The organism is Amycolatopsis sp. NPDC051102 (genome assembly GCF_040682815.1).
In the GTDB taxonomy this organism is placed as follows: Bacteria; Actinomycetota; Actinomycetes; order Mycobacteriales; family Pseudonocardiaceae; genus Amycolatopsis.
Window position 1 is genome coordinate 167,340 of record NZ_JBFBBT010000001.1, and the last position, 20,601, is coordinate 187,940.

Annotated in this window: 14 protein-coding genes and 4 pseudogenes; 15 read left to right on the forward strand and 3 right to left on the reverse strand. The window is 68.4% G+C overall.

All coding sequences use genetic code 11. The features are described 5' to 3' along the window. Positions 1 to 3 precede the first annotated feature (3 nt). The 12 genes and pseudogenes from AB0M93_RS00600 to AB0M93_RS00655 all read left to right on the forward strand — a co-directional run bounded on the left by AB0M93_RS00600 (position 4) and on the right by AB0M93_RS00655 (position 13,324). The gene (locus AB0M93_RS00600) at positions 4 to 858 is read left to right on the forward strand and encodes a tetratricopeptide repeat protein (RefSeq protein WP_364266452.1); all 855 of its coding nucleotides are present in this window, start codon (positions 4 to 6) and stop codon (positions 856 to 858) included. Between the two features lie 335 nt (positions 859 to 1,193). Further along, a complete protein-coding gene (locus AB0M93_RS00605; RefSeq protein WP_364266455.1) occupies positions 1,194 to 2,993 on the forward strand; it encodes a GH25 family lysozyme in 1,800 nt (599 codons plus the stop codon). 654 nt (positions 2,994 to 3,647) lie between these two features. Then, positions 3,648 to 4,571, forward strand: coding sequence for an acyltransferase domain-containing protein (locus AB0M93_RS00610; protein WP_364266458.1), 924 nt, complete (start codon positions 3,648 to 3,650; stop codon positions 4,569 to 4,571). Between the two features lie 169 nt (positions 4,572 to 4,740). Next, positions 4,741 to 5,090: pseudogene (locus AB0M93_RS00615) on the forward strand (hypothetical protein). Positions 5,091 to 5,394: 304 nt separating this feature from the next. Further along, a pseudogene (locus AB0M93_RS00620) lies at positions 5,395 to 5,466 on the forward strand (hypothetical protein); the annotation flags it as partial. 64 nt (positions 5,467 to 5,530) lie between these two features. Continuing rightward, a pseudogene (locus tag AB0M93_RS00625) lies at positions 5,531 to 5,698 on the forward strand (hypothetical protein); the annotation flags it as partial. Between the two features lie 166 nt (positions 5,699 to 5,864). Then, positions 5,865 to 6,053, forward strand: coding sequence for a hypothetical protein (locus AB0M93_RS00630; RefSeq protein WP_364266461.1), 189 nt, complete (start codon positions 5,865 to 5,867; stop codon positions 6,051 to 6,053). Continuing rightward, the gene (locus tag AB0M93_RS00635) at positions 6,050 to 6,283 is read left to right on the forward strand and encodes a hypothetical protein (protein WP_364266464.1); all 234 of its coding nucleotides are present in this window, start codon (positions 6,050 to 6,052) and stop codon (positions 6,281 to 6,283) included. The genes AB0M93_RS00630 and AB0M93_RS00635 overlap by 4 nt, the downstream gene beginning before the upstream one ends. 167 nt (positions 6,284 to 6,450) lie before the next feature. Continuing rightward, positions 6,451 to 7,182 (forward strand): hypothetical protein, encoded by a 732-nt coding sequence (locus AB0M93_RS00640; RefSeq protein ID WP_364266467.1) that lies wholly within the window; start codon positions 6,451 to 6,453, stop codon positions 7,180 to 7,182. After that, on the forward strand, positions 7,179 to 8,198 hold the full coding sequence (locus AB0M93_RS00645; RefSeq protein ID WP_364266470.1) for a hypothetical protein: 1,020 nt from the start codon (positions 7,179 to 7,181) through the stop codon (positions 8,196 to 8,198). The genes AB0M93_RS00640 and AB0M93_RS00645 overlap by 4 nt, the downstream gene beginning before the upstream one ends. Then, on the forward strand, positions 8,195 to 12,178 hold the full coding sequence (locus AB0M93_RS00650; protein ID WP_364266472.1) for a hypothetical protein: 3,984 nt from the start codon (positions 8,195 to 8,197) through the stop codon (positions 12,176 to 12,178). The genes AB0M93_RS00645 and AB0M93_RS00650 overlap by 4 nt, the downstream gene beginning before the upstream one ends. A 687-nt stretch (positions 12,179 to 12,865) precedes the next feature. Then, positions 12,866 to 13,324: an integrase core domain-containing protein gene (locus AB0M93_RS00655; RefSeq protein ID WP_364266475.1), complete on the forward strand. Its 459-nt coding sequence runs from the start codon at positions 12,866 to 12,868 to the stop codon at positions 13,322 to 13,324. A gap of 32 nt (positions 13,325 to 13,356) precedes the next feature. Here the strand turns inward: AB0M93_RS00655 and AB0M93_RS00660 are convergent, their stop codons facing one another. Next, a complete protein-coding gene (locus AB0M93_RS00660; RefSeq protein ID WP_364266478.1) occupies positions 13,357 to 16,167 on the reverse strand; it encodes a LuxR C-terminal-related transcriptional regulator in 2,811 nt (936 codons plus the stop codon). 372 nt (positions 16,168 to 16,539) lie between these two features. Here AB0M93_RS00660 and AB0M93_RS00665 point away from each other — a divergent pair, with 372 nt between their 5' ends. Further along, positions 16,540 to 17,094, forward strand: a complete 555-nt coding sequence (locus AB0M93_RS00665; RefSeq protein WP_364266481.1) for a ricin-type beta-trefoil lectin domain protein — start codon at positions 16,540 to 16,542, stop codon at positions 17,092 to 17,094. A 559-nt stretch (positions 17,095 to 17,653) separates the two neighbouring features. Here AB0M93_RS00665 and AB0M93_RS00670 read toward each other — a convergent pair. Next, positions 17,654 to 18,358 (reverse strand): annotated as a pseudogene (locus AB0M93_RS00670) (DUF4389 domain-containing protein); the annotation flags it as partial. An 80-nt stretch (positions 18,359 to 18,438) separates the two neighbouring features. Here AB0M93_RS00670 and AB0M93_RS00675 point away from each other — a divergent pair. Together AB0M93_RS00675 and AB0M93_RS00680 are read left to right on the forward strand one after the other, a co-directional pair. Further along, a complete protein-coding gene (locus AB0M93_RS00675) occupies positions 18,439 to 19,035 on the forward strand; it encodes a TetR family transcriptional regulator (RefSeq protein WP_364266484.1) in 597 nt (198 codons plus the stop codon). Between the two features lie 355 nt (positions 19,036 to 19,390). Beyond that, entirely contained in the window at positions 19,391 to 20,110 is a 720-nt protein-coding gene (locus tag AB0M93_RS00680; protein ID WP_364266487.1) for a calcium-binding protein, read from the forward strand. A 119-nt stretch (positions 20,111 to 20,229) separates the two neighbouring features. Here the strand turns inward: AB0M93_RS00680 and AB0M93_RS00685 are convergent, their stop codons facing one another. Next, complete coding sequence (locus AB0M93_RS00685; RefSeq protein WP_364266490.1) at positions 20,230 to 20,517, reverse strand: hypothetical protein; 288 nt, start codon at positions 20,515 to 20,517, stop codon at positions 20,230 to 20,232. Between the last annotated feature and the right edge of the window lie 84 nt (positions 20,518 to 20,601).

Genomic DNA, 20,601 nt, shown 5'->3' on the forward strand with positions numbered 1-20,601 from the left:
AGCATGACCAGCAACGAAGACATCCGGCCTCTCACCGCCCAGGGTGCTGCCCTGCGGGTCGAGGACCGTCACGAAGAAGCTGTACCGATCCTGCGTGCGGCTATTGCAGCGGGCGAGCCGGAGGCTGACCGTATATTGGCTTTGACGCTCAAGGAGATCAATGACCTCGAGGGCGCCAAGCAGGTACTCGTCGAAGCTGTAGCCAAAGGGCAGACGCACGTCGCCGGCCTACTCGGGGACATCGCGGACGACCTCGAGGACGACGAGTTGGCTGAATCATCGTATCGACAGGCGATCGACGCGGGAGACGACGACGCCCTTAATGATTATGGTGTGTTTCTTCGACGTCGAGAGCGATACGATGAAGCCATCGAAGTTCTTCAGCGAGCGATCGTCAAAGGCGACAGTTTGGCAGCGACAAACCTGGTTTCGCTTTATTTTCATGATCTTGATGATCTCGATAAGGCGGAACAGCTGGCGCTTCGCTATCTGAATGATGGCCACCCCAGTACCTATGTCGCTTTGGCCAACGTCTATGCTGAGCAGGATCGACTGGATGAGGCGGAGAATCACTTCCGGAAAGCTATTGATCTGGAAGCGCCGCTTGCGCATCAAAACTACGCCGTGTTCCTCTGGGAGAAGCGAGGGGACCTAGTTGGGGCCGAGAGGGAATTCCTTCTTGCGCAGGACAATGACGAGCCTGGATGGGGATACCAGCTAGGATCGTTCCTCGTCGAGCAAGGTCGGCGAGGCGAAGCGCAGGAGATCTTGGCTTGGGCTGCATCCTGGGGTGACGTGGACGCCGCTGAGCTGCTCGAAGAAATCGATCCGGACGGCGAAGCCAAGGCTGATCGATAGACACTGTTCCTGTGGCACGCTCCCAGGAGCGAGTTCGAAGACGGCGATCGAACGTCGTATCGTTCGCCGTCTTCGAGTGTGGTCGCAGTTATGGACCGGAATTCGGGTCGGCAGCTCGGTGATCAATCGGAGAGCCGGCACTCCGTTAAGCAGGGTTCAGCAGGTGAAGGTACTAACGCTGGAGCCGAAGGGTGCGGCAAGGACGACAAGGGCTCAGGGCCGGCCGTTGGGATCGAGGTACTGGGGCACGTATCGGCGCTGTCGGTGAGAAAGTGACGGTCAATCGGTTTTACCTGGTGCTACAGTTCCGAACGAACCAAGCTGTGGAGGACTTCATGGTGGTGCGCGCTCTTTTCGTGGTGCCCGCGTTGCTGGCGGGCGTGCTGCTGAGCACGGCCCCAGCCCAAGGAAGCACACCGGCCCACCCCGAATCCGACTTCATGGGTTCGATGGCGCATCGTGTCGAAGGGCACAGCGTGGCCCGCAGCGCTGCCCGCGCCACCGGCGCCGCGGCAGCCGGGTACGCGCCGGGCATGGACGTCAGCCACTGGCAGAACTCGGTGGACTGGACCACTGCCGCCCGCAACGGCGCGACCTTCGCTTACATGAAGGCGACCGAAGGCACCACCTACGTCGACCCGCAATTTGCCGCCAACTACACCGGTTCGGCGAACGCCGGGCTCATGCGCGGCGCCTACCACTTCGCGCTGCCGGACACCTCCTCCGGTGTCGCGCAGGCCACCTACTTCCTCAGCCAGGGCGGCGGCTGGGTCGCCGACGGGCACACCCTGCCGCCGGTGCTGGACATCGAGTACAACCCCTACGGCACCGCTGACTGGCCCGGCTGGTGCTACGGCCTCACCCCGGCGCAGATGACCGCGTGGATCACCGACTTCACCACCACGATCCACGACCGCACCAATCGGTGGCCGGCGATCTACACGACCAACGGCTGGTGGACGAACTGCACCGGCGGCGATACCGGCACCGCCACCACCAGTCCTCTGTGGATCGAGCACAACGGCGCCGACCCCGGCACCATCCCCGGCGGCTGGAACGCGTTCACCTTCTGGCAGTACGCCGACTCCGGCCTCTTCCCCGGTGACCAGGACTACTTCAACGGCACGGCCGACCAGGTCCGGGCGGCAGCGCTGGGCAGCGGACCGGACAAGATCGCCGAGCACTACGCCGCGCTGGGCGGACCCGCGTCCTACCTCGGCACCCCGGTCGGTGGCGAAACCCCGGTCGCGGGCGGCTGGGAGCAGAAGTACACCGGCGGCGTCATCGACTTCGCCCCGAACACCGGCGCGTGGGCGGTGCACGCCGAGCTCCTGACCGCCTACCAGCGGCTCGGCGGCCCCGGCGGCGCGCTCGGGTTCCCGGTGAGCGACGAGACCGCCACGTCGGACGGCGTCGGCCGCTACAACGACTTCGTCGTCGGGTCGATTTACACCTCACCGAGCACCGGCGCGCACAGCGTGCAGGGCGAGATCCGGAAGAAGTGGCGGGCACTCGGCGCGGAGAAACGCCTGGGCTATCCGACCACCGACGAGACCGCCACCCCCGACGGCGCCGCGCGGTACAACCACTTCGGTATGGCTGCGTCGATCTACTGGACCCCGGGCACGGGGGCGCACAACGTTCAGGGCGAGATCCGCAAGAAGTGGGCCGCGCTCGACTGGGAACGCGGCCTCGGCTACCCCACCACCGACGAGTCGAGCACTCCCGACGGCGTCGCCCGCTACAACCACTTCACGACCAACTCGTCCATCTACTACACGGTCAACACCGGCGCCCACAGCGTCCAAGGCGAGATCCGCAGGAAATGGGCCGCGCTCGACTGGGAACGCGGCCTCGGCTACCCCACCACCGACGAATCGGGTACCCCCGACGGCGTGGGCCGCTACAACCACTTCACGAACTCCGCATCGATCTACTGGACCCCCGGCACGGGAGCGTGGTCGATCCGCGGGGCAATCCGTGACAAGTGGGCCTCACTCGGCTGGGAATACAGCGCGCTCGGCTACGTCACCAGCGACGAGTACGCCGTGTCCGTCGGCCGCCGCAACACCTTCCAGCACGGCGGCATCACCTACAACATCACCACCGGCGCCACCCAGGTCACCTACAGCTGAGCCAGTCTGCCGGCGACGTCTTCCCTCGCTGAGGCAACGGGCATGGAGAACCACAGAACATCCGCCGTCGGTGTCGTAGCCGATCTTGCCCGCGTGCAGGGCCAGCCGCAACCGGGATCCGTTCGGTTGCACGACCGCGTCAGGCCCGACCTCCGCTTCGCCACCATCACTCCCGAGTTGCTGCCACTGCACGAACTTAGGATCTGACCACAGTCGCCAAATCCGGTACGAGGGGTAGCCGCTGCACGGGCGTCCGCTCTAGCTCGAGTTTTAACCTGTTCGGCGGGTCGGGGGGTTAGTCGACTTGGTCTTCTTGCCGTGCTTGGGTTTCTGTTTGTTTGCGCTGGTGACGGTGTGGACGTCGTGGCGGGCTGCGGGTTGGCGGTTAGGCAGTCCTGCGGGGCGTCCGGGACCGGGCCGGGAGGGTTTCGGGACACGGGTCGGGCAGGTGAGCTGTGGACGTAGGTTCCGAAACCCTCGGCGGACCCTGGCTGGAGTGAGTCGCTGAGCTGGTCGGGGTTTCTCCCTCGGACGACGCAGATCCGCCGTGATGTCACGGGCAAGTCGCAGCTGGATGTAGGCGGTCAGCAGGAGCCAGGTCCAGCGGTCGGCTGCCTCGGGCGAGCGGAGTTTCGGGGTGGTCCAGCCGGGGGGTTGCTTGAACATGCGGAAGGTGCGCTCGATGTCGAACCGGCGCAGGAAAGCCTGTCACGCAAGATCCACCTTGGCGCGGTCGCCGGGCTGGGTTACCCGCCGGTCTCGCCGAAGCTCCTGCAAACCACGGCGCCCTCGTTGCAGCAGCTGGCCGAGTCCGACCCGACGACCCTCCACCTGGCCATCTTCACGGCGTCCGTGGTGACTTTCCGGTTGCTGGCGGACTGCGGCGTGCGACCGGACCTCCTGCTGGGGCACAGCTTCGGCGATCTGACCGCCTTGACGGTTTCCGGAGCGTGGTCCCTCGGCGACGGCGTCCGTCTGGTGCTCCGGGGTGATGAAGCCCTGCGCCGGCCGTCGACGCCCCGGGGCGGCATGGCCGCCCTGGCGTGCGGGGTCCGCCGGGCTCGTCACCTGCTGGGCGCGGTGGGAGAGCGTCACTTGAGCGTCGCCGCCGACAACAGCCCGGGCCAGGTGGTGGTTTCGGGCCCGGACGCCGCACTGGAGCGCTTGGAGGCGGTGGCTTCGTCGTTCGGCGTGCCGGTCACCCGGCTGCGGGTGCCGTACCCGTTCCACAACCCGATCCTGGCGAGGACGGAGAAGGACTTTTCGGCAACGGTGACGACGGTCCCGCGGCGTCCGCCGCGGGTGCCGGTGTACTCGTCGCTGATCGATCGGTACGTCGCCGGCAGCGCGGACGTGGACCGGGTCCTGACGGGACACCTGACCACCCCGGTGCGGTTTCTCGACGCCGTGCGGCGGGTGCACGCGGACGGCGCAGGCACGTTCGTGGAATGTGGTCCGAAGGGCATCCTGACCAGCCTAGTTGCCGGCGACCTCCCGGGCGTGGCGGTCATCGCCCCACTCCTCCGGAGGACGGACTGGGAGACGTGGTCGGCCGAACTGCGGCCCGCCCTCGGATGATCCGCCAGGATCGCAGAGCCCGCGATGCGGTCGGCCCGAGCATCGTCGTGCCGTCCGGTTGGCTGCAGAGCTCGGAGGCCAGATCGCTGCCGGAGCCTGCCGCCGACCTGCAGGGCGTCGTGGGGGTTCGGACCTGCGCCGCATCGGCACGCTGGGGACGTGCGACGGCATGCTGAACCAGCTGCCGAGCAACGTCGCGTGGGGCGCGCGCGGCAACTTCCTCTCGATCCCGACCGACACCCGGCGCGGGACGAGCGGCTCGGCTGGACCGGCGACATCGACATCTTCGCGCCGACCGCCACCTACCTCAGCGACATGCGGGCGTTCCTCGGCAGGTGGCTGACCAACGTGCGGGACGAGCAGAAGAGCAGCGGGTCCATCCCGGCCGTCGTCCCGTCCACCAACGGGGCGATCGACAACAGCGGCGTCGGCTGGGGTGACGCGCTGATCACGTGCCCTACGCCCTGTGGCACACCTATGGCGACGGGCAGGTGCTGCGCGACAACTACGACGCGGTGAGCCGCTTCTTCGCCTATGCGCGCGAGTGCAGGACCGGACAACCTGGAGACCGGGCGGCTGACGTTCTTCACCAACGATTGGCTGAACCTCGACGACCCGTCGGACCAGGGTGTCCTCGGGACCGCGACCTGGGCGCAGGACGTCCGGATGATGGCGGACATGGCCGCGGCGGTGGGCCGGACCGCCGAAGCAGCCGAGTCCCCCAGCTCTACGGCGACGTCCGCGCGGCGTTCACCAGCGCCTATGTGGCGGCGGACGGGACGGTGCTGGCAACTCGCAGACCGGGTACGCGCTTGCCCTCGGCATGGACCTCGTCACGGACCCGGCGTTCAAAGCGAAGGCGGGGGAGAAGTATGTGGCGAAGCTCGCGCGGAGCGGCAACCACCTCAGGACCAGGTTCATCGGGACGCCGTGGCTGCTGCCGGCGCTGACGACCTCGCCTGCACGTTGCTGTCCAAAAAGGATTACCCGTCGTGGGGCTACGAGATCGGCAAGGGGCCACCACCGTGTGGGAACGCTGGAACTCCAGCCAGCCCGGCGGCAGCTTCGGGCCGGTGGACATGAACTCCTCCAACCACTACGCCTACGGCGCGGTCGCCGACTGGATGCACCAGTACATCGGCGGCATCCGGATCGCCGAGGCCGGCTGCCGCAAGAGCGTGCTCGAGCCGCACCTCGGTGGTGGGCTCACCCACGCCGAAGGCGCCGTCGACACCGTCTACGGGCGGCTGTCGAACGCGTTGGCACGTACAGCTTCCGACGTCGCAGTTCGTCATGCCCCGCAAGCCCTACGTCGCGCTCCCGGCTCCAGTGCGCCGCGGCTGCGCAGCGCTGGCGGGCAGCCGGCTACTGCTGCTCGCCGATCCCGTCCACGACGTGCTCATCGTTCACCCGGAAGCCGCCGCCCAGGCGATGCTGTGCACCTTCCACACCTCACTGGCCGCCCCCGAGGAGGGATCATGACCGCGACCACTCAAGACCTCGAAGCGGCGCGGCTGCTGCTGTCGCGCCTCGGCGTGGACCCGGCCGACCTCATCGGCGACACAACTGCCGACAGGTCCGACGACGAGCGGCCGCCGATGCCGATGCTGAGCTACGGGTCATACTGGAAGAAGGCCGAAGCCAGGTGGGGCGAGCGGCCCATGGACACGATCACGGCCACTGAGATCAAGGCGATGGCCGAGCACGTCTAGAACGTTGTGGTCGGCCGTGTAGCAATCCGGCGTGTCGTTGATGTGGCTGATTTCTTTCCAACTGAAAGCAGTAGCCGGGTTTCCCTGCCAGAAACGTTCAGGTCACGGACGTACGGCGCCGCTTACCACCACGTAACTCTTCGGTCGCGCGGTCCGATCCAACGACCATGGCGATCCACGAGGCGTACATGCGCGAGATGTATGACGAATACGGCTACTTCGCGATGTGGCTGCCGTCAGTTCCTCTTGCGCTCGGTGATGTGGGCACCTTCACCGGGCATCGTTTCGACAAAAAAACCACGTTGGCCGACCTCGGGGTCTCATTCCGGATCTCGTCGGCCAGCGACCGCGCAGACGTGGAGTACTCATCCAGCGGCGCGGTCAGCATGTCGGCCGACGGTGCGGTCGGTGTGACGCGGACAGTGCCCATGGTCTCGTTGTCGATTACCTTCTCTCGGGAGGGAGCGACGTTCTTCCAGGCGCGCGAGTGCACCGAGCAGTCGATCGACAACCTGTCCGAGCTAGCGTCAGCGCTGTTGCCGTTGTGTGGAAACAGGATCTGGCGTCCGAACTACGTGGTCGTAACCAGCCTGGTGTCGACCGGGCCCACGATGGTCCTTGTGTCGAAGGACAGAGGGGCGCGGGTGGATCTCGCGCTGGACGCGGACGGTCTCGGTACGCCGTTGCCGCTCGCAAAAGCCGCCGGGAACTTCGTGGTGACGGCGAAGTCTGGTCTGGCCGCGAGCGTAATGGCGCCGGACGGCGCGACTCCGCTGTTCCGCGCAGCGAGCATGCGGCGGAAGCTGCTGGGCGGCCGTCAGCTGGAGATCCGCGGCGGAGAGGCGGAACTCGACCTGGAACTGGCCTCCGTGGAGTGGGGCGACCGGGTGACGGTGTGACCGACGGGAACACGCAAACCGCCTGCCTCACCCGGTGTCTGGCTGCTGCATCCGTTATGGCGGACGGTGACCGGGTCGAGGTTGAGCACCTGTTGCTCGCGGCAACCTTCAACGATGACGAGGACTGCCGATCACGGCTGGTGATGAAGCAGTTGGGCGCGCACCACTTCTTCACCGACGAGGCCTACCAGCAGGCGGCGGAGGCATTCGTTGACGGACCGAAGTCTGACACGCAGTGGACGCCTGAGGCAGCGGCTGTGCTGGGGCGGCTGGCGTACTGGAAGACTCGCACAGGCGACCACACCGCCGACACCGCGCACCTGCTGCTGGCGTGTGTCGAGCAGGAGCCGGCCACGCTGGCGATTGCCGGTGTCACACCGCGGGACGCCGTCAGGGCAGCGATCACCGTGCGGCACCGGGTGTCGCCGGCGGACCGGCAGCCGAGCGACCGGGGACCCATCCTGTCGCCGCGCCGCCGGAACCGGCCACGGTCGTACCAGTTCACCGTGCGGCGCAAGGCGGACGCCGGGCCGAGCAAGGCGCGGCATTTCGGGTTCCGCTCTCAGACGGCGAACACGGCCGGGCTGAGCGCCCCGATCCAGTTCCACATCACGCAGCTGCACGTCGTCACGTTCATCGTACTGAGTGTCGTGTCATCGCTCATGCTAATCGCGATCGCGCACGCCGCGATCACGGTCACGTGGTGGGCGCTGCTGTGGTTGGCTGGCCAGTCCGGTAGGCGGGCACGGCTGCCCGTCGCGGCCAGAGTCGCAGTCGACGTGGTCCTGGTCGTGGTGTCGGTGCCGCTCGGCCTGCCGTGGTGGCTGGCGGTTCTCGCCGTGCCGCACCGCGCACTCGATGTCGTGGAGGGCAGGCTGGGGCTGCTCGAGGTGCGTGGCGAGTCGGCCGACCCTCTTTTGTCCGAGAAGAACGTCCGAGCCGACCGCCGCGTCAACGTGAAGGCCGGTCGCTTCTTCGCGGCGCTGAAACTGCGGCGGGAGCTGAGCACGCGATGACGGTGTCCACCTTCGACCCATTCCGCCCCGTGTCCGGGACGGAGCTGCGGGAGTGGCTGCGCGAGCGCAATGAGCGGGCGACCGACGAGGTCGTGCTCGACTACGTCATCCCGCTGTCCGGCACGCTCACGCCCGGCGCGGGGTTCGGCATGCGGCTGCGCGGGTTCACCCGGCTCATCCCGTCGTGGCGGCTGACGCGGACGCATCGGACTCGTGATGGCTACATCGGCCTGCACGAGTGCGACATGATCACAGTCCTCGACCGCACCCAGCTGTGGCCGCTGCTGGCAACTCGGCTCGCGATGGTGGCATTGGCCGTCACGGTGAGCGTGCTCATGGCGTTCCCCGGCTGGGTGGTGGCGGTGTTCGGCGCGACCGCGTGGCTCACGACCGGCTGGCGCGCCCGGTTCGCGGTGCCCCTGCTGACGGCCGCACTGGCGCTTCTTGCCCTTGAGCGGACATCTCTGGCGCTGTTGTGGGCGCCCATGGTGTTGCTGCTGGTCCAGGTCCGCCTAGCCCTGCCCATGCTCACCAAGGGGCTGTTGTCGCGCAAGGTGTTGACGAGCCCGGCGCGGTTCCTCGGCAGAGGGTTCCTGTTCCGCGCGATGTGGGACCGTACGGCTTCCTCGGTGTTGCTGGCGGTCGACAAGGCCACGCACGACGACCGGGCGCGGACCGGGATCTTCGTCGACGACGCAGCGCGGGGAAACGTGGCCGCGGAGCTGCGGCCTGTCCTGGTGCAGTGCCAGGCGCTGGCGGCGCTGGGCCGGTTGGCGTTCCAGGAGGCGATGGTGCTCTCCGAGCAGGCACGCGCCCTGGCTGCCGACGCGCCGGCCGAAATCCGTGGGTGGTGTGCGCTGCAGTCCGGGGATGTGCTGCTCGAGGCCGGGCAACCTCGCGCGGCTTGGGCACGGTGGAAAGAGGCTTTTCACCTGCTCGACGGCCGGCCTCGCGCCAGGTACTGGGCGACCCAGGCCGACCTGCGGATGGTCGAGGCCCTGACTTTCGACCTGGCGGACACCGAGCGCTGTCTGGCCGGGCTGCGGCGGCTCTACCGGGTCCGCGTCGCCGCGGTTCGTGACGGTGACCTGCCATTGCTGGACAAGACGGAGATGTACCTGCTGCGCCTGATGAACGAGGCGGGCAACGTGGTCGGTGTCGTCGAACACCTGACACGGCAGAGGGAGTACGACGACGGGCTGGTTCCGATCGGCGACCGGGTGGCCGATTACGCGGCGCGGACCCTGCTCCTGGCGACCCTCTACCTCGACATCGTCGAGAACCCCGACCGGTATCCCGACACGATGCGGGTGGACGATGCGGGCCAGCGCCGGCGGTACCACCACGCGGGCACGCTCATGGACGATGTTCTGCGACACCTGAGCAGAGCCGCAGAACCGGTGCTGGACGCACAGGCCTACGCCGTCCTCGCCCATATCCAAGCGGCGACCGGCCTGACCGGGGACGCGATGGGCAACGCGCTGGAGAGCCTCAACGTCGTCCAACGCGTTCGCTACCAGCTGCCGACAAGCCGGTGGCGAGCCCGGTGGGTCGCGGCGCACGCGCACACCTACGCGCTCGCGCTGGAGCTCGCGAAGGATCGCGACCCGGCACTGGTCGCCGAGCTGCTGGAAACCGTGCGAGCCCAGGCGGTCCCGGTCGAGGCCGGCCTGGCGGGTAACCTCCTGCGTTCGGTGTTCGACTCGCTCGTCACCACCACGCGGGTGCCCGGCGGCGTTGCCGGCGAGACGGCTGAGGCCGGCGAGGCCGAGTCGCAGACCCGCCGGGCGCGGCCTGATTCGACGGCCGGCTGGTTCGATCACGACGACGCGCTGGTCAGCACCGGCGTGACGGCCGAGGATGCCGACGGCGATCCCACGCCGACCGACCCGCTGCACACCGACACCACGGTCCTTGTCGACCAGGCGGCTTGGGTCGGGGGAGACCCGGCCACCGCAGTCGACCTGGACCACGAGCTGACCACCATGGCGCCCGGCGGTTGGTACTGGAGCTTCGCCCGCGTCGACGACTGGATCTATCACGCGGTGCGCAGCCCCCAGGGCGAGTGGACAGCTCACCGCCAGCCGTATGGCCCGTTCGCGGAGGCGTTTCGTGACCTGGTCCGTCACCTGCCGATCGAGCTACCCGACGCCGAGCCTGCCAGGACCAGGCTCCTTGACACAGCGCTCGTGGCGGAACATCCTGCCGACACGGTGGACGGCGGCACGGCGACGGCATCCGAGGTGCTGACCCGAGTCCTGGACAACCTCGGCTTCGCGCTGATCCCGTCGGTTCTCGCCGACGCGTTGAGCGCCGGAGGTCCACCTGCATTGCTGTCGGTCGCACCGACCGCCTCGCTGATGGTAGTGCCTGTGTGGGCCTTGCGGATCAGCTCGTTGCGGCGGGTCGCGGACGTGGCCGCGGTGTGCCATATGCCGTCGGTTGCCCTCCTCGCGCACCGGCGGCGGATGGCCCACGACGAGGACCGTGGCGCGAGAGCCGGCGCCAACCGCGTGCTAGCGGTCCTGGCGCCACACGAGTCACCGGACGATCCCTGGTTCCAGGACCTGCCCAACGCGGCGAGCACCGTACCACCGAAGGCGGAGACCGTCACTGGGCCGATCAGCAAGGTTGATCTGGCTGCGCTGCTCATGCGCCGTAGGACCGGTGCCGGGGTGTTGCTCTTGGCCGGACACGTCGATCCACCGACCGATGGGGAACCCGGCAGTGCCGGGTTCCGTCTCGCCGGGCGGGAACGGTTCGGCCTCCGCGACTTCTACCGGACCGACCTCGACGACCAGCCCGTCTACCGAATGCCGGACAGGGTGATCCTGGCGGGCTGCGCGAGTCTGGGGGTCTACGCCGAGCACGGGCCGCTCAGCTCCCTCGTGGACGCACCCGAATGGCTCGGCCTCGGCGCCGCAGTCGTCTACGGCGGCGCGCACCACGTGCTCTGCTCGCTGTTCCCCGTGATTGACTCCCCGCACACCAAGCGCATCGACCTCGCCCTCGTGGAAGCGATGCGGCACAACATCGAGCCGGCGTGGGCACTCCGCGCGACGCAAGTGGCCGAGCTACGGCGGTGGGAGAACGGGGATGGGTCGATGCCCGCGGTTTTTCTCGCCTACGCCTACGTCGGTCTGGGTGCCGCCATGACCCATGGCGCGAACGTCCTGCCGTTCGTCCGTGCGGCGGAGCAGGTGGTGCCCGCCGAGGAGCTGCCCGCGGCCGAGCCGGCGGAGCAATCCCTCGACGCGATACTCCCCGAGCCACCCACGTTCCACGATCAGTTCCGGATGCTGGGCCGGCACACCCACGACCAACAGGGGAAAAGTGATCGGATCTCCCCGAACGTGCTGCCGGACGGTGGCGTCGAACTTCACGCCACGGACGGGCTGGTGGCCGCTCGCGTGGCCGTGCGGGGCGCCTCGTGGGAGATCGACACGTTCGATGTGATGCACCTAGGCACGCGTACCGAGACGGAGTGGCGGGTTTCCGGGCTGAGTCTGTTCGTCACTGACACGCGGTTGATCCTTTTGGCAGATGAGCCGCTCAAGGATGGCAGGCGGTTCGCGGGGCATCTCCGGTACCCGTGGATCAGTTCCGTCGGGTTCCGGCCGAAGCAGAGCTTCCTCAACGACTGCGAACTGGTTCTCTCGACACAGCAGGACATGACCGAGGATCTGACGCACTTCAACCGCCTGGTTCTGGTCCTGGCGCCTGACATCGACAGCGGCCGGCTGGCACGAGAAGTGGTCGGCAGGCTCGCGCGTCACCACCTGGCCCGTGGTGGCCTCCCCACTGCCGTCGTTCCCGAGTTCGAGAAGCTGGGGGACGCCGAGCCACTGCCAGATCCCGTCAAGGGCTCGCACTCCACCTACGCCATCCCGGCCTTCAAGCCCTTCCCGTACGGCGTTGACTACACCGACCACCCGCAGGAAACCCAATGGCTCGGTCCCAACTTGAGCACATCCGACTGAACGAAGAGACGGTTTGCATCGGCAAGCCGAACGCCCCTGATCGGCAGGGGTGAACACGAACGGCAGATGGTCCCCTGCAAGCTGAGGAGTGCGGATTACGTCGTCAAGATCCATTGATACGATGAGTCCAGCCAACTCCGGTGTCCAACCGGTGAAATCCCGCGCTCTTGGAGGCAGCTGGCGAGGTGTCGGCATCAACGCTGCCGATTTCGCCGCGGTCCCTGGATTCATGAGGTATGCCTCTCGCGCGCTCCGACCAGCTGACCAGGCGATCGCGGCGACATCCCCAGGTTGGACCCGACCGCATCCGCGATGCGGCTACTTGAGAGGACGTTCGATCTTGTATCGGATTGAACGTTCGCAGTTTGAGCAGAGGGTGACACGGCTCGTCCACTGTGAATCTACTGTCTCTTTCCAGTGGGTGCGATATCTATTTGCGAGAAGTGCGTGAGGGCGGTCTGCTCCTAGGTGATCGGCGGCAGCTTCGTGGAGGTCACGAAAATATTCGACGGCCAGGGAATCTTTGACCTCTTCACCGATGCTGCGGCCTTGTACGTGCCGAGATGTCCTTGCAGGCCTCCACCGTGTGCGAGATCCTCAAGACCGACGGTGTCGATCCGGCCCCGCAACGGGCGACGGTCAGGTGGGCTGATTCTCGGTACCACCGCGCACCCCACCCATGCCTGGGTGACGCAAGCTGTCCGCAATCTGCTCATGGACCTGGCGGATGCCGGGCACGGTGCGCAGGTGAGGTTCCTCATCCGCGACCGCAACGCCAAGTACCCCGCGTTGATCGATGAGATCCTCCGCGACGCCAAGATCGCCACTGTGCGCACCGGTGTCCGGATGCCTCGCATGAACGCGATCCTGGAACGCTGGGTGAAGACGCTGCGGGCCGAACTGCTGGATCGCACGCTGATCTGGAACGAGACTCGCCTCCGGCATGCGCTCCGTGCGTACGAGCGGCACTACAACCAGCATCGAACCCATCGCGGCACCCCTGCGAGCCCGGTTGCGGCCGACGTAGACGCCGGAGGACAGCCACCGGAGGCGTTCCGGCAGGTGTTGAACCAGTTCCGCGCGTCGCCCCGGCGTGGTGGCGGATGGGCAGTGCGGGTCGGCGCCGCTCCGGTCGCGCTGGTGTGAGGCAGTGGTCGAAGAATTTCGGCGACTCCGCGTCATCGAGCTGGAGGCCAGACCATTGGCGTGGCACCCATGCTTGTCAGCACGGAATCGCCGTGTACGCGCTGTTCCCCGCCGATGAGCACGAGCGTCCGGGCCCACTGGTAGCGGCAGCCCGCGTGGTGCAGGGCGGCGGCTGCGGCGCTCAACCCCTCGCGGTCGGCGGTGTGCAGGGCATCTGCGCGGTCGACGATGGCGACCGCGATCGGGTTGCCGGCCGCTGCCGAGCGGGCGCGCTCGATCCGGGCCGTGCTGTCCTCCTGCCCGGACAGCACGGCCGCCTCGGCCCACAGCGCGGCGTACCAAGGCCGCCACAAACCGCTGTACCACTCCTTCAGCTGTTCCGGCGGCGTGCCCAGCACCTGCGCCGCTTGCCGCGGCAGGCCGCGGTGCAGCAGGAGCAAGGCGTCGAGGTACTGGCCGAAGTGCAGCTCGGACGGTGCGCGCCCGGGCATCTCGATGGTGCCGATGACGTCCAGCCACGTTGCCCGGTCGTCGTCGTTTCCGCGCAGTCCGTGCACTGTCGCGATCGCGTGCGGGGCCCGGGTGAGGTTGCCGGCCCGGGGCCGTCCCGCCCGCTCCCAGTCCGCACGGAACCGCTCGGCCAGCGTGATCGTCTCGTCCCAGTCGCCCACGAGCGTCGTGACGACGATCATCAGCCTCGTCGCCAGGTGTCCCTGTCCTCGGTAGAACGGCAGATCCCGCAGGCGTTCGGCGTGTCTTCTCGCGGCCGGCAGGTCGCCGGCGGCGATGGCGCAGTTGGCGGCCATGCCCACGCCGTCGAAGAGCTCCATCGCGGAGGCGGCCGTCACCGGGATCGGCGCGAGCAACTCGCTGCGCCGCAGCGCGCTGGCCACCGCGGCGCGGACGTCTCCCCGGGTGAGCTGCACGGCGGTGAGCTGGTCCAGAGCGGCGCTCTCGATCAGCGGGTCGCCGACCCGGCGGGCCAGCGTGAGAGCGCGCTCGACGAGTCCGGCGGTGGCCGGGTCGTCCGTGGCGCCGTTGAACGCCTCGGCGGTGAGCAGTCGCGCCTGCGCAACCGGGTCGTCGCCTGCCAACGCCCAGCCCTCGGCGACCAGCGTGGCCGCCTCGCCGGCCCCCGGCGCGGTAGCCATGAGCCCGGAGCCACGATCGATGAACTCGGCATTCCGCGCGAGGTCACCGGCCGCACCGGCACGATCACCCGCGCGCAGCGCCGCGTCGGCTGCGGCCCGACGCAACAGCAAAGCAGCGTTGCCGGCGTGCCGCGACTCCGCGGCACCAGCCGCACTGCGCAAAGCGTCGGCGGCGGTCAGGTCGTCAGTGGCCAGCCCGGCCGCCTGCTCGTAGCGCCGCTGCGACTCGCCGGGCAGGCCCTGTGTGAAACTCAGGTCGGCCAGACCGATCGCCAGCCGGTAGGCCTCCGGGCGGTATCGCGCGGTTCCCGCCGCCCAGGCCAGCGCACTCCGCAGCTCATCGGCGAGTTCATCGAACGCAGCCCGCCAGGAATCGACCGGTTCCCGGGCCACCAGAGCAGCACTTTCATCCAGGCACCAGCTCAGATGCCGCGAGAACGCCTCGACCGACTCGCCCGCCTCCTCGAGCCGATCGACACCGTATTGGCGGATGGTTTCCCCCATGCGGTAATGAGTCCCGCCCGGCCCTACGATCGCGACCAGCAAACTCCGCTCCGCCAGCCCAGCCAGGACGGTGGGAACGGCGCCGGTCGGCACTGGCGGCCGACCGGCCACGGTGGCGGCTGCGGCGGCGGTGAACGGGGCGGCGAACACCGAGACCCGACGCAGGACCGCCCGAGCGGACCGGGCCAGCAGCGCGTAACTCCAGTCCAGGGTCGAACGCACTGAACGATGCCGGTCATCGAGGCGCGCGCCGCCGGTCAGCAGGCGCAGCCGGTCGGCCAACCCGGCTTCGATCCCATCGAGCCCCAGCGACGGGAACCGGGCGGCGGCCAGCTCGATCGCCAACGCCATGCCGTCCAGTCCCCGGCAGATCGCGGCGATCCGTTTCGTGTCCCCGGACACCGGCGCACTCCCGCCGGCCGCAGCTCGCCCGACGAACAGCTCGACCGCGTCCCCCCGGCCACCGTCGGCGGCCTCGACGGACAGCCCGGGCACCGCGAACACCCATTCGAAGGGCACCAGCAACCTGGCCCGGCTGGTGGCGAGCACCCTCAGCCGGGGGCTGCCGGCGAGGAGCTGTTCCAGCAGGACCGCCACACCGTCGGCCAAGTGCTCGCAGTTGTCCAGCACGAGCAGCGTTTCCCGGTCGGCCAGCCGGGCCAGAACGTGGTCCGTGGCCGAGTGACCCCGGCTCTCTCCGATGCCGAGCGTGCCGGCGATCGCCGGCGCGATCATCGACGCCTCGGTCACCGGGACCAGGTCGACGTACCAGACGCCGTCGGCGAACCGGCCGGTCAGCTCACCGGCGACGCTCAAGGCCAACCGGGTTTTGCCCACCCCGCCCGGACCGACGGCCGTGACCAGGCGATGCGCGCCAAGCGCCTCGGCCAGCGCCGCCCGTTCGGCCACCCGCCCGACGAAGGGCGTCAGCCGCGAGGGCAGCGCGGTAGCCCTGACCGGTTGAGTCCCGAGCGCGGGTCGCGGGGTGCCCGCGACAACCGCCAGGGCGCGGCGATCGGCCACCCGAAGCTTCCGCAGCAGAGAGGAGACATGACTTTCCACGGTGCGGACGGAGATGAACAGCCGGGCGCCGATCTCGGCGTTGGTCAGACGTTCCCCGAGCGCGGCGAGTACCTCGGCCTCCCGCGCGGAGATGCCTGCCTCGGCAGGTACCTCCGGATCGGCCACGTTCGGATTGTCCCTCGCCGGCCCGGCTCTGTCAGCCGAACGCGAGAACGATCCGCCCCGATCCCTGTCGGTTGTGGTCATCCGCATCTCCGCACGCCGGTGGACGCGCCCGACGGGCCTGCTGGGAGCGGCCCGCGCGAGGGCGTCGGTGGACTGCGCCCGTGGCGGCCACGGAATTCCCGGGTCCGTGGCCGGCACGGATGCTCGGCGGCCCGAGCTGACTCAAGGTTGGTGCCAGACCGCAAACGTTCGCCGATCGAGTACCCCGGGAAGGAGCGCTATGGCTGGATGATCCGAAAACCACGTCGTTCCCGCCTTGCCCCGGCATCCGGGTCAACCGGGCCATTCAGTCACCAAAGGAAGGTAGAGAAAGTGTTCAGATTGGCAAAAGCGCTCGCCTGCACCGGGGGCGCGCTCCTGTTGGCGGGCCTCGGCCCCGTCGCGGGCACCGCGTCGGCCGGCACGCAAGCGCCGTCCACCGGGACCGCCACCGCGCGCCTCGGTGAGTTCCACCAGATCCGGAACGTCAGCACGGGTTTGTGCCTTCAGGCGCTGAGCGGGAGCTTCGGTTCGCTGATCTTCCAAGCGAACTGCGACAGCGGCGTCGCCCTTCAGGGCTGGCAGACGCTTCCGCCGCCGGGGAGGGACTTGCTCAGGTTCGAGAGCCCGAGCGGGTTGTGCATGTTCGTCGGTGACAACCCCGTCAACGGATCGGCCGTGCTGCTGGACGAATGCCGCGTCCAAGGCAAGGACTCGGTGAGCAACGCCGAGTGGACCGCCAGCGCCGGCCTGCCCAACGCGGTCTCGCTGCGGACCCAGGTGAACGGCCGTGATCACAACCTCTGCATGTCCGGAACCGGCATCGCACTTGCCGTCCGCACGTGCAACAACAACAGTTTCGACCAGCGCTGGTTGGTCGGCTTCTGACCCGTGCAGCTGGCGGCCCTGTTCCGAGAGGTGGCAGCGGTGCTCGGCCGATCGGGCGCCGCTGCGGGACGGCGCACGGCCGGCCGGCACTACTGCGTTCCGCCCGCGCTGTTCACAGGCATCCACCCGGACTTGCGCATCGCGCGCGAAGGAAGTGATGGGCGCGTCCGCGACGGCCTCGTCGACGTTGCCGGTGGCGGTGATCCGGGCGCCGGTGGTGCGTAGGCAGCGGACTTGAGCCGGCCGGCGTGTCCAGCAGGAAGACGAGTTCTTCCCCGGTGAAGCCAACTCGTTTCACGAGCTGCTTTCGAAGCCCGGGCTCACTCCGGAGCCAGGCCGATGATGTCCTGCTCGGCCTCCCAGATCGCCGGGACGACGGGGCCGCCGCCGACCGGGCCGAGCGGGATCCGGTCGGATCCGGTGCTCGGGTCATGCACGGATGGCCCGGGCACCACGCCGATCGCGCAGCCGCCGATGTCCCGATCGCCTGCCTGGCCGGCTCCCGTCACGGACCCGGCCGGCCCGCGGGCATCGGTGTCTCGGTGGGTTCCGTGGGTGTGGGAGCGCCGGGCTCGTCGCCGCCGGTGTCGAGGCGGAACGGCGGGTACCGGTCGGTCATCAGCGCGGCGTAGACCGCGACGCGCAGGCCCCAGCGCTGGATGCCGACGATGAAGTCGAACAACGGGCGGGGGTAGCGGCCCGTGAACGTCAGGGTGACGGCGGCGATGAGCACGAGCAGGCCGACGAGGCTGCCGCCCCAGGCCCAGCTGCGGTCCTCGAGTCCCCACGCGGCGCCGGCCCCGCCACCGATGAGGATCGCGAGGACGAGGTAGTGCGGGATGGCCAGTAGCCACCACTTGACCAGTACGAGCCCTCGGGAGAGCCGTTCCGGGTAGGCGATGTCGAGTGTGGCCGGGTAGCCGGGCTCCTCGCGGAGGCTGAACGGCGGGTAGCGATCGGTCCCGAGGACGCCGTAGCCGTAGTAGTTCACCCGCCAGCTCCAGCGCAGCACTCCCACGTTGAATTCGAAGATCTTCCGCGGGTACCGGCCGGTGATCAGGATGGCGAAGAACGCGACGATGCCGAGCACCCAGAACGCGGCCCACAACACGATGAGCACCAGCACGTGCGGAACGAGCAGCAGCCACTTCACCAGCCACAGCCCGCGTGACACCGGGGTGTCCAGCACGGCCCGGACGCGCACCGGGTAGGACCGGTCCGGCGTGGCGGGGGTTCGTGGTTCCGGATGAACGGTTCCGTTCATGTCGTCGCCTCAAATCTGTACGATGTACAATAACTGTACGCCGTACAAAGACAATCCGATACGGGCTTCCCGGAGGAAAAGTGGACAAAAAGGGCCACCCCGGCCGCCGGCGGACTCTGGATGAGCAGGCCATCCTCGACGCGGCACTCGCCCTGCTCGCCGAAGGTGGTGCGGACGCGGTGACGATCCGGGGGATCGCGGCCCGGGTCGGTGTGGCCCCCAACGCGGTGTACACCTATTTCCCGGACAAGGCCGCGGTGGTGCGGGGCTTGGCGGAGCACCTGCTCGGCCGGGTCGAGCACGACCGGTTCACCGATCCGTCGCAGAGCTGGCGCGACCGCATCCGGGCCTTCGCCCTCGAACTGCGGGCCGAACTGCTGGCCCATCCCGGATCGGTGCACCTCATGCTCAGTCATCCACCCGACGGGCCCCACGCGCAGGCCGTGCGCGAAACCCTGCTGGCCATCCTGGCCGATGCCGGCTTGGGGCGGGCTGCCGCCGACGCGTCCTACCTGATCAACACCCACCTCTTGGGCTCGGTCGCCGTCGAAGCCGCCGCGCCACCGGAGGATCCCGAAGCCGGAACCACCCGGTTTCGCTGGGCCGTCGACCGTCTTCTCGACGGACTCGCCGCATACGTCCCGACCGTTCGTGCCGAACGGTCGGAGCCTCGATGATCGTGCGACTCGTTTCGTGGAAATGCGTCTGAGTGGGACTCCAATTGTCTTCGATGTCGCCGTCGGCCCCGCAATCACCGGGTCATTTCCGGAGAGTGTGCGTCCGTTCGGGGGACAGCGGTATTGATCCGGGTGGATGCAGGAGTAGGTTCGTGTGTTGTTGCCCCGGACCTCGGTGACGTGATATCTCCGCGGTGCTCGCGGAGTCAGATCACGAGCCGAGGTTTTTCGTACCCGGGAAGCAGACGTCGAAACCGCGGCGGATGTGGATGGCTTGTGGTTCGCACAACTCAGTCACGTTGGCGCGTCGCGTCAAGGTGAGACATCGCTGAATTGCGTTCCAGGGAATGAAGTCATGAGAATTCGACAGGCTCGATTCCGCCGAGGGTTCGTCGCCGCGGTCATCGCGGTCCCGGCCATCTGGATGATCGCGCCGCCGGCCGCCGATGCCGCCGTCAACTGCGTCGTGGGCCCCGGTGTGACCCAGACCGACACGACCGTGACCGGAAGCCCCGGCAACGACACGATCGACTGCGGCGGCACCAACCCCGGCAAGACCATCAACGGCAACGGTGGGAACGACACGATCACCGGCTCGGACTTCGACGACACGATCAACGGCGGGGACGGGAACGACACCCTCACCGGCGGCACCGGCAACGACACCCTCACCGGCGGCCTGGGTATCGACACGATCTCCGGCGGCGCCGGCGACGACACCCTCATCGGCGCTTCCAACGACGGCAGCCAGGACAGTCTCGACGGCGGTCTCGGTACCGACACCTGCCAGGGACCCGCGCCGGACCCCGACATCCACGCCAGCTGCGAGAACACGAGCACGCCGCCGACGACCGGCCCGGGCTCGGGTACGGCGAACGCCACCCAGCTTTGCACCGCGACCGGCGGCGTGTTGTCCCTGACCGTGAACCCGGTCGGTTACGTCTGCCTGTTCAACCCCCTCAGCCCCGCCAACCGCCGCGTCACAGAGGCCGGCCGGATCTGCACCGGGGCCGGCGGGACGTTCGTGAGCCTGCTTCCGCTGAGCTACGCCTGCCTCCTCCCCACGGCGTCGTAGACATCTTTGATCCTGTCGCCCGCACCGGGACGAACGGGATCGCCCAGAACGGCCGCGCCGCGGGTGAGGGCGCGGCCGTTCGACGTCGAGAGCCGTCGCCCAGCACTGGCGGAGCGTCTTCACGCGGGCAACGCGGCCTTCGAGGTCACGGTTCGCAGCGCGCCCCGCAGCAGCCGGGCGATCTGCGAAGACGTCCAGCCGGTGCGGGTGGCGAGTTCGGCCGTCGTGAGGTGGTCCACCGCCGTCGACCACAAGGCGAAGCGCTGGCGAGGCGGTAACAGCGTCACTTCGTCGAGCAGCACCGCATCCCGCAGTGCCTCGTCCAGCCGTGGCCGGTCGATCCGCCGGCCCAGGTCGGCGCGCAGCTCCATCAGGACGCGGGCGCGCACCTGCCGTCCGGCGTCCACGACCGCCCCTGGCTCGGTGGCATCCGGCTGTGCACAAAGGATCCGGCTGCACAACCTGACACTCGTCCGCCTGGAATGGCCAGT

Bases quoted from the DNA above. Each gene is read 5' to 3' on its own strand.
- AB0M93_RS00600 (WP_364266452.1), top strand. From the start codon at position 4: ATGACCAGCAACGAAGACATCCGGCCTCTCACCGCCCAGGGTGCTGCC.
- AB0M93_RS00605 (WP_364266455.1), top strand. From the start codon at position 1,194: ATGGTGGTGCGCGCTCTTTTCGTGGTGCCCGCGTTGCTGGCGGGCGTG.
- AB0M93_RS00630 (WP_364266461.1), top strand. From the start codon at position 5,865: ATGCCCCGCAAGCCCTACGTCGCGCTCCCGGCTCCAGTGCGCCGCGGC.
- AB0M93_RS00635 (WP_364266464.1), top strand. From the start codon at position 6,050: ATGACCGCGACCACTCAAGACCTCGAAGCGGCGCGGCTGCTGCTGTCG.
- AB0M93_RS00640 (WP_364266467.1), top strand. From the start codon at position 6,451: ATGGCGATCCACGAGGCGTACATGCGCGAGATGTATGACGAATACGGC.
- AB0M93_RS00650 (WP_364266472.1), top strand. From the start codon at position 8,195: ATGACGGTGTCCACCTTCGACCCATTCCGCCCCGTGTCCGGGACGGAG.
- AB0M93_RS00680 (WP_364266487.1), top strand. From the start codon at position 19,391: ATGAGAATTCGACAGGCTCGATTCCGCCGAGGGTTCGTCGCCGCGGTC.